This window comes from Nonomuraea sp. NPDC046570 (genome assembly GCF_040645915.1).
Classification (GTDB): Bacteria; Actinomycetota; Actinomycetes; order Streptosporangiales; family Streptosporangiaceae; genus Nonomuraea.
The window spans coordinates 26,217-41,698 of the sequence record NZ_JBEYZF010000001.1; the positions used below are offsets into that span (position 1 = coordinate 26,217).

The 15,482-nt window shown below is 70.1% G+C and carries 16 protein-coding genes; 10 read left to right on the plus strand and 6 right to left on the minus strand.

Annotated features, from left to right (window positions below; translation table 11 throughout):
- Positions 1–149: 149 nt before the first annotated feature.
- Positions 150–563 carry a TIGR03668 family PPOX class F420-dependent oxidoreductase gene (locus ABZ911_RS00105; protein ID WP_358049517.1) on the plus strand — a complete coding sequence of 138 codons (414 nt, stop codon included), beginning with the start codon at positions 150–152 and terminating at the stop codon, positions 561–563.
- A 48-nt stretch (positions 564–611) separates the two neighbouring features.
- Here ABZ911_RS00105 and ABZ911_RS00110 read toward each other — a convergent pair whose 3' ends face one another.
- From ABZ911_RS00110 to ABZ911_RS00120, 3 genes are all read right to left on the minus strand, one after another.
- On the minus strand, positions 612–965 hold the full coding sequence (locus ABZ911_RS00110; RefSeq protein ID WP_358049520.1) for a hypothetical protein: 354 nt from the start codon (positions 963–965) through the stop codon (positions 612–614).
- Positions 966–1,224: 259 nt separating this feature from the next.
- Positions 1,225–3,501, minus strand: coding sequence for a M20/M25/M40 family metallo-hydrolase (locus tag ABZ911_RS00115; protein ID WP_358049523.1), 2,277 nt, complete (start codon positions 3,499–3,501; stop codon positions 1,225–1,227).
- 332 nt (positions 3,502–3,833) lie between these two features.
- Positions 3,834–4,157, minus strand: a complete 324-nt coding sequence (locus ABZ911_RS00120) for a hypothetical protein (RefSeq protein WP_358049526.1) — start codon at positions 4,155–4,157, stop codon at positions 3,834–3,836.
- A gap of 359 nt (positions 4,158–4,516) precedes the next feature.
- Here ABZ911_RS00120 and ABZ911_RS00125 point away from each other — a divergent pair, with 359 nt between their 5' ends.
- The 4 genes from ABZ911_RS00125 (at position 4,517) to ABZ911_RS00140 (ending at position 8,921) form a co-directional block, all read left to right on the plus strand.
- Positions 4,517–6,331 (plus strand): glycosyltransferase family 2 protein, encoded by a 1,815-nt coding sequence (locus ABZ911_RS00125; protein WP_358049529.1) that lies wholly within the window; start codon positions 4,517–4,519, stop codon positions 6,329–6,331.
- A gap of 73 nt (positions 6,332–6,404) precedes the next feature.
- Positions 6,405–7,415 carry an energy-coupling factor ABC transporter permease gene (locus ABZ911_RS00130; protein WP_358049532.1) on the plus strand — a complete coding sequence of 337 codons (1,011 nt, stop codon included), beginning with the start codon at positions 6,405–6,407 and terminating at the stop codon, positions 7,413–7,415.
- A gap of 7 nt (positions 7,416–7,422) precedes the next feature.
- Positions 7,423–8,178 carry a cobalt ECF transporter T component CbiQ gene (gene cbiQ, locus ABZ911_RS00135; protein ID WP_358049534.1) on the plus strand — a complete coding sequence of 252 codons (756 nt, stop codon included), beginning with the start codon at positions 7,423–7,425 and terminating at the stop codon, positions 8,176–8,178.
- Positions 8,172–8,921 (plus strand): ABC transporter ATP-binding protein, encoded by a 750-nt coding sequence (locus ABZ911_RS00140; RefSeq protein WP_358049537.1) that lies wholly within the window; start codon positions 8,172–8,174, stop codon positions 8,919–8,921. Before cbiQ ends, ABZ911_RS00140 begins: the two co-directional genes overlap by 7 nt.
- On the opposite strand, the gene ABZ911_RS00145 is transcribed toward ABZ911_RS00140, so the two are convergent.
- A complete protein-coding gene (locus ABZ911_RS00145) occupies positions 8,893–9,903 on the minus strand; it encodes a potassium channel family protein (protein ID WP_358049540.1) in 1,011 nt (336 codons plus the stop codon). The genes ABZ911_RS00140 and ABZ911_RS00145 overlap by 29 nt on opposite strands.
- A 74-nt stretch (positions 9,904–9,977) precedes the next feature.
- Between ABZ911_RS00145 and ABZ911_RS00150 the strand changes: the two genes are divergently transcribed.
- The 5 genes from ABZ911_RS00150 to ABZ911_RS00170 all read left to right on the plus strand — a co-directional run bounded on the left by ABZ911_RS00150 (position 9,978) and on the right by ABZ911_RS00170 (position 13,124).
- The gene (locus ABZ911_RS00150; protein WP_358049543.1) at positions 9,978–10,316 is read left to right on the plus strand and encodes an STAS domain-containing protein; all 339 of its coding nucleotides are present in this window, start codon (positions 9,978–9,980) and stop codon (positions 10,314–10,316) included.
- 48 nt (positions 10,317–10,364) lie between these two features.
- On the plus strand, positions 10,365–11,138 hold the full coding sequence (locus ABZ911_RS00155; protein WP_358049546.1) for an SDR family NAD(P)-dependent oxidoreductase: 774 nt from the start codon (positions 10,365–10,367) through the stop codon (positions 11,136–11,138).
- 6 nt (positions 11,139–11,144) lie between these two features.
- Positions 11,145–11,912, plus strand: a complete 768-nt coding sequence (locus tag ABZ911_RS00160) for a crotonase/enoyl-CoA hydratase family protein (RefSeq protein ID WP_358049549.1) — start codon at positions 11,145–11,147, stop codon at positions 11,910–11,912.
- Between the two features lie 105 nt (positions 11,913–12,017).
- Entirely contained in the window at positions 12,018–12,659 is a 642-nt protein-coding gene (locus ABZ911_RS00165; RefSeq protein WP_358049552.1) for a rhomboid family intramembrane serine protease, read from the plus strand.
- A 63-nt stretch (positions 12,660–12,722) separates the two neighbouring features.
- A complete protein-coding gene (locus ABZ911_RS00170) occupies positions 12,723–13,124 on the plus strand; it encodes a BlaI/MecI/CopY family transcriptional regulator (protein WP_358049555.1) in 402 nt (133 codons plus the stop codon).
- Here ABZ911_RS00170 and serC read toward each other — a convergent pair.
- Positions 13,121–14,230, minus strand: coding sequence for a phosphoserine transaminase (serC, locus tag ABZ911_RS00175; RefSeq protein ID WP_358049558.1), 1,110 nt, complete (start codon positions 14,228–14,230; stop codon positions 13,121–13,123). The genes ABZ911_RS00170 and serC overlap by 4 nt on opposite strands.
- A gap of 124 nt (positions 14,231–14,354) precedes the next feature.
- Positions 14,355–15,461, minus strand: coding sequence for a citrate synthase 2 (locus ABZ911_RS00180; protein WP_358049561.1), 1,107 nt, complete (start codon positions 15,459–15,461; stop codon positions 14,355–14,357).
- Between the last annotated feature and the right edge of the window lie 21 nt (positions 15,462–15,482).

Genomic DNA, 15,482 nt, shown 5'->3' on the forward strand with positions numbered 1-15,482 from the left:
TTCCTCTTTGGAAGGGTTCCCTTGTAGGCGGCGAGAGCGGTCCGGGTAGCGCCGCGGGCGTCCCCCTGCCATTCACCGTTCAAGATGCCGTCGACCCGCCTACCAGGCCTGGTGCGGGAGAGGTGGCGCTCAGGTCGGACAATGGTCTGATGGATGCTGAGCGTGCGTGTGCCGTCTTCGCTGGTGAGAGGGTTGCTCGGCTCGCCACGGTGGGCGGGGACGGGGTGCCTCATCTGGTGCCGGTGACGTTCGCGGTGCGGGGCGGCCAGGTGGTGATGGCTGTCGATCACAAGCCGAAGACGACCCACAACCTCCGGCGGCTGCGCAACATTCGCGAGAACCCGCGCGTGGCGCTGCTCGCCGATCGCTATGACGAGGACTGGACGCGCCTGTGGTGGGTGCGGGCCGACGGCACGGCCGTGGTGTACGAGGGAGGGCCTGAGCGGGACGCCTCGGTCCAGGTGCTCTGTGAGAAGTACGCCCAGTACCGAGGGCGTACACCTGAGGGGCCGGTGATCGTGGTGGAGGTCGCCCGCTGGTCCGGATGGGCGTACACGGAATGAGCCGGTCCCGACCGGTGTGCGGTCGGGACCGGCCCTCAAGCGGGTGCGCTAGTCGGCGCAGATGGCGTAGACGCTGATGCCGACGCTGTTGTAGCCGTCCTGGCGGCCGATGCCGATCCAGCCGCGGCCGTCACTGGTGGGGAACGAGCCGACGAGGATCGCGCCGTTGCCCTGGGCTTCGGCGCCGCCGCCGAGGACGCGCTTGGAGCCGGGGCAGTAGAGCGTGCGGCGCTGGAAGTTGGGGACGTTGGCGTTGGGCAGGGTGACGAGCTGGTAGCCCGGGGGAAGGGCGGACGCGTGGGCCGCCGCGTTCGCGGTGGTGGCGGTGGCGCTCGCGGGGGCCGCCGCCACCAGGGACGCGCCCATGACGAGGGCGGCGACCGCAGAGTGGTTCAGCTTCATGCACTGCTCCTTTTGTTGACCCTCACTCCGCTCACGGGCAGCACGAAGAGGAAGGCCGCGCAGCCCGTGATGCATACGTGGTGGGGGTGACGCAGGGGGTTTACACGATGAGTATCGACTCATTCACTCTTCGTGTCGATAGGGAATTGTGTTCGACTCGCAGCGGAGAGTGATATGGGTGATGTCTTACGGAAAGTTCCAGGGAGGGTTATCCGGTTTGACACTGAGCGCGAGCTATACGGCACTAGCGACCGGCTGCTCAGAGATCGTAGGTGCGGGTGACCGCGATCAAGTCGCCGTCCTCACGAGTGGAGGTCACCACCTCCGGCGGCTTCGGAACGAAACCGGGAACCGCGGAGAGCCCAGGAGTCTCGGCAATGGCGGTGACCTGTAGCCGCGCCGTGCCGGAAACGCGAACGGTGACCTGGACACCCCTGGCGGGCAGGTCGCGGAAGCGGATCTCGCTGGGCCAGGTGTTGGCGCGGACACCGGTGATGGGAGTGGTCACCGGCTTGAGCCCGTCGACGGTCGCGCTCGCCTCGGTGATCGCCTGGTTCAGGCGCAGGATCACCGAGCGGGCGCCGCGGCCGGCGCGCACGCGGAGGGTGAGGGTGTCGCCGTTCCTGGCGAGCACGGACACCCGAGGTTCCGCGGCCTTGACCGGCTGGGCCGGGCCGCTCCATCGGTGGCCCCTGGCGTAGCCCGCGGGGAGGTCCCGCACGTCACGGCTGGAGACATAGGTTCGGGTCCAGGCGGGCGGTTCGGCGTCGGCGGTGACCCAGTGGGCCTCGCGGGTGTCGGCGTTCAGGACGTAGGCCAGATGAGTCCGTTCCGGGTGGTTGGTGTCGAATCTGTCGGTTGCGAGTCCGAGGCCGATCAGCGCGCAGACGAGCCCGATCGAGGACATGACCTGAAAAAGGGGCTGACGAGAGGGGAGCAGGAGCTCCGCCAAGGGGAGCAGGGTGAGGCCGAAGAGGGTGAGGATCAGGGCGGCGCCGCCGCCGAGGGCGAGGCCCATGCCATCCAGGGCGTTGCCGGCCAGGGCGGGCAGCAGCGCCGCGGACGCGGCCGTGCCGATGGTCATCGCGACGGCCTGCCACCTGGGCGGGAGCGTCAGCGAGACGAGCCCGCCGACGGCGCAGAGCAGTGCGGGCAGGGTGAAGACGAAGGACGCGCCGGGGGCGTACGGGGCGCAGAGCACGCCGAGGGCGGTCGGCCAGACGAGGGCTCCGATGGCGAGGGCGGCGGCGCCGAGCCGGCGGCGCAGGGACAGGTACCAGCCCAGCAGCGCGACCCCGGACATGGCCGCGATGGCGGCCTGGTACGCCAGCGGCCGGTGCAGCAACCCGCCCATCGCGTCGTAGGCGGGCCGCCAGGCCACCAGCAACTCCCACAGCCCCTGCGCGAGCACCACCGACACGATCAGCGGCACCACCGCGGACACCGCGCCGACGATCACCCGCGGCACACTCGCGACCCGCCGCGCGCACACCGTCAGCCCGGCCAGCGCCAGTACGGCGAGCACGGCCAGCGGCCAGACCAGGTGACCGGGATACGTGATCATGACCCCGAAGGCCCGGAAGTACGTCACGTCGTGCTCCGCGGCCAGTCCGGGCAGGTCGGCCCCGCCCAGCGCGCGGGTCATGGCCAGCATGTTGGAGCCGTGGTGCTGCAGACTCCCACGATCGAGATAGGCGATCGAGTCGTCGGCGGTGTGGTATCGCGACGAACGCTCGATGTAGGCGAAGTTCATGCCCGCGAACCCCGCCTTGGTCAGCGGCGTGAAGTCGGTGTTGTTCGGCAGCAGCCGGTACAACTCGACCATCGAGGAGTCACCCCGGGGATGCGGTACGGCGGAGGCGAACATCTCCACCAGCCGCGCGTTGTCCCTGGACGTCTCGAACATCAACGACGGCCCGGCGACCCCGCGAGCCTCCCAGTTGAGCAGCACCCCGCCCTCCCCGGCCAGGGGATGCTCCCGGACGAAGGCCTCGGCGCCGAGAACGCCGTCCTCCTCGCCGTCGGTCATGAGGAACACCACATCGTTGCGGAGCCCGCCCTCGGTGCGCAGCGCCCGCACGGTCTCCAGCATCGCGGCGACGGCCGCGCCGTCGTCGGAGGCGCCGGGGCCCATGGCCGCCGAGTCGTAGTGGGCGGCCACCAGGACGGTGCCGGTCGGAGCCGTACCCGGCAGGGTGGCCACGATGTTGTCCACCCGGCCGAACGTCGCCAGCCCCGCCGCCGGGCGGACCCCGACCGCGCGCTGGACCTCGACCGTGAGCCCCGCCGAGCGCAACTGCGCGACCAGGTAGTCCCTGGCCCGGTCGCTCGCCGGGCTGCCCAGCGGGCGCGGCTCGGTGGCGAACCGTTCGAGGTGGGCCAGGGCGCGGGCGGAGCTGAACTCCTGGGGGGAGGCGGAGGCCGGAAGGGGCTGCATGGTGCTTTCCCCCATCGCGGTCAGCGTGATCATTCCTAGGAGGGCCAGCAGCCCGGCGATGGCCGCGAGGCGGGAGCCGCCGATCAATCGTCCTGTCATGGCAGGAAACGCTAGGTTCGCCCGCCTATCCGTCGGAATGATGCGCATGCCCGGATAAGACCTGCGGTTTTCCACACCCTGGCCGCCGGAGCCCCCTGCTCCAGCTCCCCGGTGTGGGCCGGGGAGCTGGAGCCCGTTCATTCAGCGGCTAACCGCTCGGCCTCCTCGTGCAGCACCACGACCAGGAGCAGTTCGAGCTGAAGCTCGCCGAGGTCGGGTGCCGCGAGGCCGTCGAGGACGCGCATGGTGGGCCTCCCTGATCATGAGACGCCTCACCCGTCACACTGGTTTACCGGGACGTCGCGTCCGCCTGGAACGCGCCTGTCGACCGGCTATGCGACTCCCTGGTCGATGCTGATCGCCGCCCGGTCGCGCTCGACCTGGGCCCGAATGATCGCCTGCCGCTCCTCGTTGATCGTGCGACAGAGCGTGACGTAGGCCTGGAGGATCTTGCAGTACGCCGCACGTGCCTCGTCGAGCTGCGCGCTGAATGCGAGCACGTGGTCGGGGTTGCCGTGCCGCTGAGCCTCGCCCAGCATCCTGCGCGCCTCGTCCACGATCTCCTCCGCTCTGATCCTGGTACGGCGGAGCAGAGCCGAGCACTCGTACAGCTCTCCGAGTCGTGCGGAGGAGACGATGAACTCGGCAGAGTCCACGGCTGAATCCGTGACCTGCTGCCGACGGAGATCAAATCCCATTTCCTGCCACCTCCTCGGTCAAGATTGCCTGAGTGTAGACGCGCCAGGCTCTCGTCTGGATCACGTGAATCGCCCGTAGGTAGGGCAGTGTCCCCCCTGAGGTGGTTCTCTATGCCCAGGGAGGAAAACCGCCTCCCCACCGGCTGTGATTGCGGCTGATCGATGGCTGTATTTGCAGTTCACGCCATTTGTGACTTTTGCCGTTCTCTTCATTGAGGTGCCCGGTACCAAGACGCCGGATCGGCCACGCGGCGACCTTCGCTGGTCACATACTGAGAGGGGATGCAAGCGAAATGTGACGGCTGAGGGGCACGGCTGTGGCTGGAACGTCAACGGGGTGCGATGGCGACGAGGTGGACGTCACCGTCGTCATCCCTGTGCACAACTGCCGCCCCTACCTCGACCGCTGCCTGACCGCCGCGCTCGTCCAGCGGGTGAACAAGGAGATCGTCGTGGTCGACGACGGCTCCACCGACGGCAGCGCCGAACTGCTCGACCTCTACGCCAACTACCACCGCGGCGTCGTCAGGGTCGTCCACCAGAAACACTCGGGCGGAGCGGGCGGGCCGCGCAACACCGGCATCGAACAGGCCAGGGGACGCTACGTCTTCTTCTGCGACGCCGACGACTTCCTCGGCGCCGAGGCGCTGCAGCGGATGCTGGCGATGGCCGACCGCAACGGCTCCGACATCGTGCTCGGCAAGATCGTGGGCCACGGCCGCAGGGCGCCGGTCACGATGTTCCAGAGCAACGCCGACCGGGTGGAACTGGGCGCCAGCGCCGTCTACAACAGCCTGAGCTGCTTCAAGCTGTACCGCACGCGGATGCTGCGGGACTACGGCATCAGGTTCGGCGAGCGGCAGCTCGTGGGCGAGGACATCATCTTCTCCACCCACGCCTACTGCCACGCCGAGGTGATCTCGGTGGTCGCCGACTACGACTGCTACCACCTGGTCGCCAGGCCCGACGGCAGCAGCATCATGCAGCGGCCCGACAGCCGCGACCCGGTCGACTGGCTGCACATGATCAGGCGCCCGATCGAGCTGATGGCCGCCCACGTCGAGCCCGGCCCGCTCCGCGACCACCTGCTCCGCAGGCACTTCAGGCTGGACGCCTTCGCCCAGCTCGGCGGCCCGTTCCTGGAGGCCGACGACGTGCAGCGCAAGGAGATCGCCCAGGAGGTGGCCGAGCTGTGCGACCAGTGGCTCACCCCCGGGGTGTGCGAGCGGCTCACCCCCACCGACCGGCAACGCCTGGCCGCCCTCGACGACATCGGCAGGCTGGTGCGGCTGGCCGGCATCGAGGCGGCGACGGTCCGCCGCCGGCTCACCGGCGTGCGCTGGGAGGCCCGCGGCCTGCTGGTCACCGGCGAGGCGGCGCTGCACGGGCTCGACCCGGCCGGGGGAGAGATCGCCCTGACGCTGAAGGCCCGGAACGACCCGGCCTGCGAGGTGTCGGTGCCCGCCGAACGGCATGGCGACGGCTTCGTCGCCCACGTCGACGTCGGCGCGCTCTCCTCGGGCGTGTGGGACCTCTACGTGGCGATCGAGTGCGAGGGGGTGGTCCGCCTCGGCCGCCTTGGCGCCGACCGGGACGGCGGCATCACCCGCCCCGCCCCCAGGCTGTGCGGCGACGCCGTCGTCCTGCCGTACTTCACCCGGGCCAACGGCAACCTCAGCCTCGACGTCGGCGGGCACGTGCTGAGCGTGCCGGGATGCGTGCGGCTGACCCGGACCCGGTGGGCGCGCGGGCAGCGGCTGCTGCTCGACGGGGAGATCGTCGTGGGCCGCGACGGCGTGCCGCGGACGGGCGCGGTGCGCCGGCTGGTGTGGCGGGAGCGGCACAGCGGGGTGGAGCGCGTCGAGCGGGTCGTGGCGCTGCCCGGCGGCGGGTTCGCGGCCAGGCCCGCGGTCGGCCGGTTCGACGCCGGCACCTGGGACGCCTACCTGGAGCTGGAACTCGGCGGCCCGCCCGCGCGGTTCCGGGTGGAGGTCGACGCCGACATCGTTCCGGCCACCCGTAACTGGTGGCTGTCGTCGGCGCGGCCCTACGCGACCGCGGGGAAGGGGCGGTTGAGCGCGGTGGTGCGGAAAACGACGCCGGGCACGATCATTCGCAGGATGCTGCACTAATTGCCACCTATATGCAGGTGCAAGGCCATGTCCTAAAGTGGGGGCGTAACCCCCCAATTCGGAGGCATGAGTCGTGCACGTACCCGATGGCTTTTTCAATGTCGCCGTGTCCGTTTCCGCCGGGGTCGTCGCCGCCGCGGGTGTCGCGGTCTGCCTGCGCGGCGCGCGGCGAGAGCTCGACGACCGCACCGCGCCGATGGCGGGCCTGGTCGCCGCCTTCATCTTCGCCGTCCAGATGCTCAACTTCCCCGTCGCCGCCGGCACCAGCGGGCACCTGCTCGGCGGCGCGCTGGCGGCGATACTCGTCGGGCCGTACACCGGAGTGCTCTGCATGGCCGTGGTCCTGCTCGTGCAGGGCTTCTTCTTCGCCGACGGCGGGCTGACCGCGCTCGGTGTCAACATCACGCTGATGGGCATCGTCACCGTCCTGGCCGGGTGGGGGATCTTCCGGCTGGTCAGCGGTGCCGTGAAGGGCAAGGGCGCGATCGTCGCCGGGTCCTTCCTGGCCGCGCTGATCTCCGTGCCGGTCTCCGCGCTCGCCTTCACCCTGCTGTTTTGGATCGGCGGCACCGCGCCGATCGAGATCGGCGCGGTCGCCGCGGCCATGGGCGGCGTGCACGTGCTCATCGGCATCGGCGAGGGCCTGATCACGGCCGTGACCGTCGGCACCGTGCTGGCCGTCCGCCCCGACCTGGTGTACGGCGCCCGCGGCCTCACCTCCGCCCTCGTCCTGCGCGGCGCCGACGGCTCGACCACCGAGGTGACCCCCGACACCCCCGCGCCCGCCAAGCCCGGCGGCGGACGCCCGTTCCTGGTCGCGGGCGTGGGCGTGACGCTCGTGCTGGCCGGGATCGTGTCCTTCTTCGCCTCCGCCGACCCCGACGGACTGGAGTCGGTCGGCGAGGACAAGGGCTTCCTGTCCCAGGCAACCGACCACCTGCTCGGCACGTGGGCGCTGGCCGACTACGGCGACGTGGGCGGCATCCCCGTCGGCGTCGCGGGCGTGATCGGCGTCGGCATCACGCTCATCGTGGCCGGCGGCATCGCCTACGCCGCCCGCAACCGCTCCTCGGTCAAGGTCTAGCCGTCTCATGGGCGCGGGACATCACCACCAGCTCCACCGGCCGGGAACCTCGGCCGTCCACCGGCTGCCGCCGCAGTGCAAGCTGCTGGCGGTGCTCGGCTTCGCGATCGTGGTGGTGGCCACGCCGAGGGAGGCGTTCTGGGCCTTCGGGCTGTACGCGCTGCTGCTCGGCGCGGTGGCCGTCGCGGCCGGGGTGCCGCTGACCTTCGTGCTGCGGCGGATGGTGATCGAGGTGCCGTTCGTGCTGTTCGCGCTGGCCATCCCGGTCATCGGGATGGGGGAGCGCACCGAGGTGCTCGGGCTCTCGCTCAGCGTCCCCGGGCTGTGGGCGGCATGGAACATCCTGGCCAAGGCCTCGCTCGGGGTGATCGCCTCGATCCTGCTGGCCGCCACCACCGAACCGCGCATGATCCTGCTCGGCGCGCAGCGGCTGCGGCTGCCCCCGCTGCTGGTGCAGATCGCGATGTTCATGCTGCGCTACATGGACGTGGTCATGGACGAGATGCGGCGGATGCGGGTGGCCAGGGAGTCCCGGGGGTTCGAGGCGCGTAACCTCCGGCACGTGCCGGTGATCGCCCGCTCGGCGGGCGCGCTGTTCATCCGCTCTTATGAGCGCGGCGAGCGGGTGCACCTGGCGATGCTGAGCCGGGGCTACACCGGCTCCATGCCGATCACCCTGGACCTCGCGGCGTCCCGCACGCAGTGGGCACTGGCCCTCGCCCTGCCCGCCGTCGCGCTGGCCGTGCTAGGAGTGTCGTGGTGAACTCCCTCGAAGTGAGCCGCCTGGCCTACGCCTACCCCGACGGCACGCAGGCGCTGTACGGCGTCGACCTGACCATCGCCAAGGGCGAGCGGGTGGCCCTGCTCGGCCCCAACGGCGCCGGGAAGACGACGCTCGTCATGCACCTCAACGGCATCCTCTCCGCCGGACACGGCACGGTGAGCGTGGCCGGGACGCCGGTGCGCAAGGACACCCTGAAGGAGATCAGGCAGCGCGTCGGGCTGGTCTTCCAGGACCCCGACGACCAGCTCTTCATGCCGACCGTCCGCGACGACGTCGCCTTCGGCCCGGCCAACTCGGGCGTGACCGGCGAGGAACTGGAGCGGCGGGTCAAGAACGCCCTCGACCGGGTCGGCATGCTGGAGGCCCTCGACCGGCCGCCGCACCACCTGTCCTTCGGCCAGCGCCGCCGGGTCGCGGTGGCCACCGTGCTCGTCATGGAGCCGGAGATCCTCGTCCTCGACGAGCCCTCCTCCAACCTGGACCCGGCCGCGCGCCGGGAACTGGCCGAGATCCTGCGCTCGCTCGACGTCACGGTGCTCATGGTGACCCACGACCTGCCGTACGCGCTGGAGCTGTGCGAGCGCTCGCTGATCCTGTCCGACGGGGTGATCGCCGCCGACGGGCCCACCCGGGAGCTGCTGGCCGACGAGGAGCTCCTCCGCCGCAACCGGCTGGAGCTGCCGTACGGCTTCGCTATACCCGCATCTGGGGCACGTGGATGACCACCAGGTGATCGCCGAGTCGGAGGGTTCCGGCCCTGGGGTCGGCGTAGGTCATCACGGTGCGGTCCCGCACCACGGCGATCACCATCTCGGCGCACTCGGCGGGGCTCTTGCCCACCTCCGACGGCTCGACGGGGCGCTCGTAGAGGTCGAGGCCCTTGCCGTACACCAGGAAGTCCTCGATCAGGGCGCTGACGGCGGGGCTCTGGGTGGCCACGCCGAGCATCCGGCCGGCCGCGTCGGAGGAGGTGATGACCACGTCCGCGCCGCTCTGCCGGACCAGGGGGTCGTTCTCCGCCTCGCGGACCGCGGCCACGATGGTGGCGTCGGGGTTGAGCTGGCGGGCGGTCAGCGTCACCAGAGCGGTGGTGTCGTCGCGCTGGGTGGCGATGATGACCTCCTTGGCCGCGCGCGTCCCGGCCCTGGTCAGCACGTCGCTGCGGGTGCCGTCGCCGATCACGCCGACGAAGCCGCCGGCGGTGGCCTCCTCGATCGCGGCGGCCTGCGGGTCGACGACCACGATGCTGTCCTTGGTGCGGTCGTTCTCCAGCAGGGTGCGGATCGCGGCCCGGCCCTTGGTGCCGTAGCCGACGATCACGGTGTGCTCCCGCAATCTGGACCTCCAGCGTCTGATCAGGATGTGGTCGCGGGTGCGCTGGGTGAGGACCTCCAGCGTGGTGCCCACGAGGATGACGAGAAAGACGACGCGCAACGGGGTGATCGCCAGGATGTTGATCAGCCGGGCGGTCGGGCTGACCGGGGTGATGTCACCGTAGCCGGTCGTCGAGACGGACACAGTCGCGTAGTAGAGGGCGTCCAGCAGCGACACCTTGCCGTCGTAGGTGTCCCGGTATCCGCCGAGATCCACCGCCACCAGCAGGAATACCATGAGCAGGGCCAGCAGTGCCCAGGCCACCCGGCGCAGGACGGCTCTGAGCGGGCTCAGCGAGAGGTGCGGAAGCCGTACACCGGTCTCGTCCATAGCGGTGATCGTAGTTTGCGCATGCCCGGCTTTCGGGGATGTCGAAGTACAGTGGCTCATCGAGGAGGGGCCGAATGAAGCTGCGGCTTGCGCGACATGCGATGGGTGACGCCGTCGTGGTGGCCGTGGAGGGGGAGCTGGATCTCTTCACCGCGCCCTTCCTCCGCGACGAGGTGCGTGACGCGATCAAACAGGACGGCGCCCGGCTGGTGCTCGACCTGCAGGCGCTGTCGTTCATGGACTCCAGCGGGCTCTCGGTGCTGATCGAGGCCTGGCGGCTGGCCACGGGCGAGGGCGGCGGGGTGTCGCTGGCCGGACCCCAGGCGCCGGTGGCGCGCATCCTGCGCACGACGGGGCTGGACCGCCGGATCAAGGTCTACGCCGACGTGGACAGCGCGGTAGGGGAGATTTAACCCACCCCCAGTAGAACTTCATTCGGTTGGCGCGTTAGGGTCCGGGATATGGACGTCAACGGAGCAGCAGCAATCATCTCTGGCGGTGCCAGCGGCCTCGGTGAGGCCACGGCCCGTGAACTCGCGCGGGTGGGCGCGACCGCGGTCATCGCCGACCTCAACGAGGAGCGCGGCAAGGCCCTCGCCGACGAACTCGGCGGCGTCTTCGTCAAGACGGACGTCTCGGACGAGGAGCAGGTGCAGGCGGCCGTCGACGCCGCGGTGGGCACCGGCAAGCCGCTGCGCGTCGTGGTCAACAGCGCGGGCATCGGCTGGGCCACCCGTACCGTCAACCGTGACGGATCCCCGCACGACCTGGCCTCCTACCGCAAGGTCATCGAGGTCAACCTGATCGGCACGTTCAACCTCATGCGCATCGGCGCGGCGGCCATCGCCAAGACCGAGCCGATCGACGACGACGGCCAGCGCGGCGTGGTCGTCAACACCGCCTCGGTGGCGGCGCTGGAGGGCCAGACCGGCCAGGTCGCCTACTCCGCCTCCAAGGGCGGCATCGTCGGCATGAACCTGCCCGCGGCCCGCGACCTGGCCGCCATCGGCGTCCGGGTCAACACCATCTGCCCCGGCATCATCGACACCCCGATCTACGGCTTCTCCGGCAACGCCGAGGAGTTCAAGGCCAAGCTCGTCGCCCCCGTGGTCTTCCCCAAGCGCATGGGCCGCGCCGACGAGTTCGCCCACCTGGTGCGCTCGCTGGTGGAGAACGACTACATGAACGCCGAGGTCATCCGCTTCGACGGCGGCATCCGCTTCCAGCCCAAGTGAGGTCACTTGTCCGCCGATGAAGTACTAGTCGAGGTGGACGGCGCCGTCGCCGTCCTGACCATCAACCGCCCGAAGGCCCGCAACGCCGTCAACGGCGCCGTCGCGCGCGGGATCGCCGCCGCGCTCGACGAGCTGGAGGAGCGCTCCGACGTCGCCGCCTACGTGCTCACCGGCGCGGGCGGGACGTTCTGCGCGGGCATGGACCTCAAGGGGTTCCTGACCGGAGACTTCCCGGTCGTCGAGGGCCGCGGGTTCGGCGGCATCACCGAGGCCCCGCCGCGCAAGCCGCTGGTCGCGGCCGTCGAGGGGTACGCCCTGGCCGGTGGCTTCGAGCTGGCGCTGTCCTGCGATGTGATCGTGGCGTCGGCGGAGTCCACGTTCGGTCTGCCCGAGCCCAGGCGGGGTCTGGTCGCGGGCGCGGGCGGCATCATGCGGCTGCCGCGGCGCATCCCGTACCACGTCGCCATGGAGATCGCGCTGACCGGCGCCCACTACCCGGCTGCGCGCCTGTACGAGCTGGGCCTGGTCAACCGGATCACCCCGGCGGGCGAGGCGCTGACAGGCGCGCTGGAGCTGGCCCGCACCATCGCAGCCAACGCCCCGCTGGCGTTGCTGGCGACCAAGCGGGTCATCGTCGAGTCGCAGGACTGGGCGGTCGGGGAGATGTTCGAGAAGCAGCGCGACATCATCAACCCGGTGTTCGGTTCCAAGGACGCGATGGAGGGCGCGGCGGCCTTCGCCGAGAAGCACGCCCCCCAGTGGAAGGGCGAGTAACAACGCTCAGGAAGCCCCCTCCTTCCGGAGCGGGGCTTCTTAGCGCGTGCATATGTTTTCCTGCGTACGGTAAAGACATAGACGTGTCCATCTCCGGGAGTGCGCATGAGTGACTACTCGACGGGTCGATCCGCCTACGAATCGGCCAAGCGCGGCGCGGGCAACCTGCTCGCGGGTGCCCTGGGAAGCTTGATCATCATGGTCTGCCTGGTCGGCGCCATGTGGGCGATCGAGGTCTTCGACTACGTCATGCCCGGCGACCTGGACCAGGAGCTCGGCATCGTCGCCTGGGAGCCCTCCCGGCTGACCGGCATCCTGTTCGCGCCGTTCCTGCACGCCGGTTTCGGTCACCTCATGGCCAACTCGCTGCCGCTGCTCGTGCTCGGCTTCCTGGCCGCCTTCCGGGGCGTGGGCAAGTTCCTGGCGGCCAGCGCCCTCATCATCGTGATCGGCGGCCTGGGCACGTGGGCGACCAGCCCGATGAACTCCGTCACCGTGGGCGCCAGCGGACTGGTCTTCGGCTACTTCGGGTACGTGCTCGCGCGCGGCCTGTTCGACCGGCGGCTGCTCGACATCGTGATCGGCATCGGCGTGGCGGCGGCCTACTACTCGATCCTGTGGGGGGTGCTGCCGAACCAGCCGGGCATCTCCTGGCAGGGTCACCTGTTCGGGCTGATCGGCGGCGTGATCGCGGCCTGGCTCCTGCGCCGCAAGAGCCCCGCCGTCACGCCGGGTCCCAGCTGGTGACCCGGAGATCGCCCCTAGCAGTACCAGATGATTTAGGCAAGAATGTTCCGGACCTGACGGTGAATGTGCGCGGCGGAGCCGGAGAGGTGGTCAGTGACGAATCTGGGATCCTTAGAGCGTTCGATCATGGACGTGCTCTGGGATTCCGGCGGTCCGATGCTGATCCGCGAGCTGCTCGTCGAGCTCAACGGCCAGGACGGCCGGGCACTGGCCTACACCACCGTGCAGACGGTCGCCGAGCGGCTGCTGAAGAAGGGCCTGCTGAGCCGCAGACCCTACCGCAACGCCTTCAAGTACACCGCGGCGAGGACCAGGGCCGAACACCTCGCCGAGCTCATGCTGGAGGCCCTGGGGGCCGGTGACGACCGGACGCCGGTGCTGACCCGCTTCGCCCGCAGCGTCGACCGGGCCGACGCGCTCGCCCTCTACGACGAGCTCGCGCGCCGGCTGAAGGACGAGGACTAGAGCCGCTCGACCACGTAGTCAACGCACACCGTCAGCGCCTCGACGTCGGCCGGCTCGATCGCCGGGAACATCGCCACGCGCAGCTGGTTGCGGCCCAGCTTGCGGTACGGCTCGGTGTCCACGATGCCGTTGGCGCGCAGCACCTTGGCCACCTGGGCGGCGTCCACCTCGGCGGCGAAGTCGATCGTGCCGACCACGTCGGAACGGAACTCCGGCGCGGCGAACGGGGTGGTGTAGGACGTCTTGTCGGCCCAGGAGTACAGCCGCTGGGCGGAGTCGGCGGTGCGCGAGGTGGTCCACGCCAGGCCGCCGTTGGCGTTCATCCAGTCGACCTGCTCGGCCAGCAGGAACAGCGTCGCCACCGCCGGGGTGTTGTAGGTCTGGTCCTTGCCCGAGTTGTCGATCGCGATCGGCAGGCTGAAGAACTCCGGCACGTAACGGCCCGAGGCGGCGATCTCCTCGACCCTGGCCAGCGCCCGCGGCGACATGATGGCGATCCACAGGCCGCCGTCGGCGGCGAAGCTCTTCTGCGGCGCGAAGTAGTAGACGTCGGTCTCGCTGATGTCGACGGGCAGGCCGCCGGCGCCGGAGGTGGCGTCGACCAGGACGAGCGAGTCGTCGGAGCCGACCCGGGTGATCGGCATGGCCACGCCGGTCGAGGTCTCGTTGTGGGTGAGCGCGTAGACGTCCACGCCGCCCTCGGCGACCGCGGCGGGGTGGGTGCCGGGCTCGGACTTGATGACCGACGGGTCGTCGAGCCAGGGCGCCTTGGTCACGACCGCGCCGAACTTCGAGGAGAACTCGCCGAAGTGCAGGTGCTGCGACTTCTGGCGGATCAGCCCGAAGGCGGCGATGTCCCAGAACGCGGTGGTGCCACCGTTGCCCAGCACGACCTGGTAGCCCTCGGGAAGCGAGAAGAGGTCGGCGAGACCGGAGCGTACGCGGCCGACCAGGTTCTTGACCGGCTTCTGCCGGTGGGAGGTGCCCATCACGGCGGCGCCGGCGCCGGCGAGCGCGGAGAGCTGCTCGGGTCGAACCTTCGAGGGCCCGCAGCCGAAACGGCCGTCGGCGGGCTTGATGTCAGCGGGAATCACGATGTCAGCCACCTGCCCAAGCCTACTGAGCCGCCCAGGATGGCTCGCCCCGGGTCCGGGATATGAGATTCGGCGGAGATTGTCCTGGGAACGAGAAACGGCCCGCTGCGATCAGCGGGCCGTTACCGAAGGAACCTCAGATCCTGCCGACGACCTCGTCGGCACCAGGAACGTCGCTGAGCGGACGCGTGGCCGGACCGGTGTACCTGGCGCTGGGGCGGACCAGCCTGCCCGTGCGCTTCTGCTCCAGGATGTGCGCGGCCCAACCGGCCGTGCGGGCGCAGGTGAACATCGAGGTGAACATGTGCGAGGGAACCTCGGCGAAGTCCAGGATCACAGCGGCCCAGTACTCCACATTGGTGGCCAGCACCCGGTCGGGCTTGCGGGCGTGCAACTCCTCCAGCGCCGCCGTCTCCAGCGCCGCCGCCACCTCGTAACGAGGCGCGTCGAGCTCCTTGGCGGTACGGCGGAGCACCCGGGCCCGCGGATCCTCGGCCCGGTAGACCCGGTGACCGAAGCCCATCAGCCGCTGCCCCTTGTCCAGCTCACTCTGGACGTACTTCTTGGCGTCGCCCATCTGCTCGACGCCCTCGATCATGTGCAGCACGCGGGCGGGGGCGCCACCGTGCAGCGGACCGGACATCGCGCCCACCGCACCCGACAGCGCGGCGGCCACGTCGGCGCCGGTGGAGGCGATGACGCGGGCGGTGAACGTGGAGGCGTTCATGCCGTGCTCGGCGGCCGAGGCCCAGTAGGCGTCGATGGCCTTGACATGCTTGGGGTCGGGCTCGCCGCGCCAGCGGACCATGAACCGCTCGGTGATGGTCTTGGCCTCGTCGATCCTGCTCTCCGGCACCATCGGCAGGCCGAGGCCGCGCGCCGACTGCGCCACGAAGGACAGGGCCATCACCGACGCGCGCGCGAGGTCGTCGCGCGCCTGTGCGTCGTCGATGTCGAGCAGGGGCTTGAAGCCATAGGCGGGAGCCAGCATGGCCAGCGCGCTCTGCACATCGACGCGGATGTCACCAGAATGGACAGGAATGGGGTACGGCTCCGCCGGGGGCAGGCCCGGCTGGAACGTGTTGTCGACCAGCAGGCCCCAGACATGCCCGAACGGGACACGGCCGACCAGCTCTTCGATGTCGACGCCCCGATACCGAAGAGCGCCCCCTTCTTTGTCCGGTTCCGCGATCTCGGTCTCGAAAGCGACTACACCTTCGAGGCCGGGTTTGAAGTCGGACATGTTCGGCCGCCTCCCTTTCTC

Bases quoted from the DNA above. Each gene is read 5' to 3' on its own strand.
- ABZ911_RS00105 (WP_358049517.1), top strand. From the start codon at position 150: ATGGATGCTGAGCGTGCGTGTGCCGTCTTCGCTGGTGAGAGGGTTGCT.
- ABZ911_RS00110 (WP_358049520.1), bottom strand. From the start codon at position 965: ATGAAGCTGAACCACTCTGCGGTCGCCGCCCTCGTCATGGGCGCGTCC.
- ABZ911_RS00115 (WP_358049523.1), bottom strand. From the start codon at position 3,501: ATGACAGGACGATTGATCGGCGGCTCCCGCCTCGCGGCCATCGCCGGG.
- cbiQ (WP_358049534.1), top strand. From the start codon at position 7,423: ATGGGCGCGGGACATCACCACCAGCTCCACCGGCCGGGAACCTCGGCC.
- ABZ911_RS00145 (WP_358049540.1), bottom strand. From the start codon at position 9,903: ATGGACGAGACCGGTGTACGGCTTCCGCACCTCTCGCTGAGCCCGCTC.
- ABZ911_RS00150 (WP_358049543.1), top strand. From the start codon at position 9,978: ATGAAGCTGCGGCTTGCGCGACATGCGATGGGTGACGCCGTCGTGGTG.
- ABZ911_RS00155 (WP_358049546.1), top strand. From the start codon at position 10,365: ATGGACGTCAACGGAGCAGCAGCAATCATCTCTGGCGGTGCCAGCGGC.
- ABZ911_RS00165 (WP_358049552.1), top strand. From the start codon at position 12,018: ATGAGTGACTACTCGACGGGTCGATCCGCCTACGAATCGGCCAAGCGC.
- ABZ911_RS00170 (WP_358049555.1), top strand. From the start codon at position 12,723: ATGTGCGCGGCGGAGCCGGAGAGGTGGTCAGTGACGAATCTGGGATCC.
- ABZ911_RS00180 (WP_358049561.1), bottom strand. From the start codon at position 15,461: ATGTCCGACTTCAAACCCGGCCTCGAAGGTGTAGTCGCTTTCGAGACC.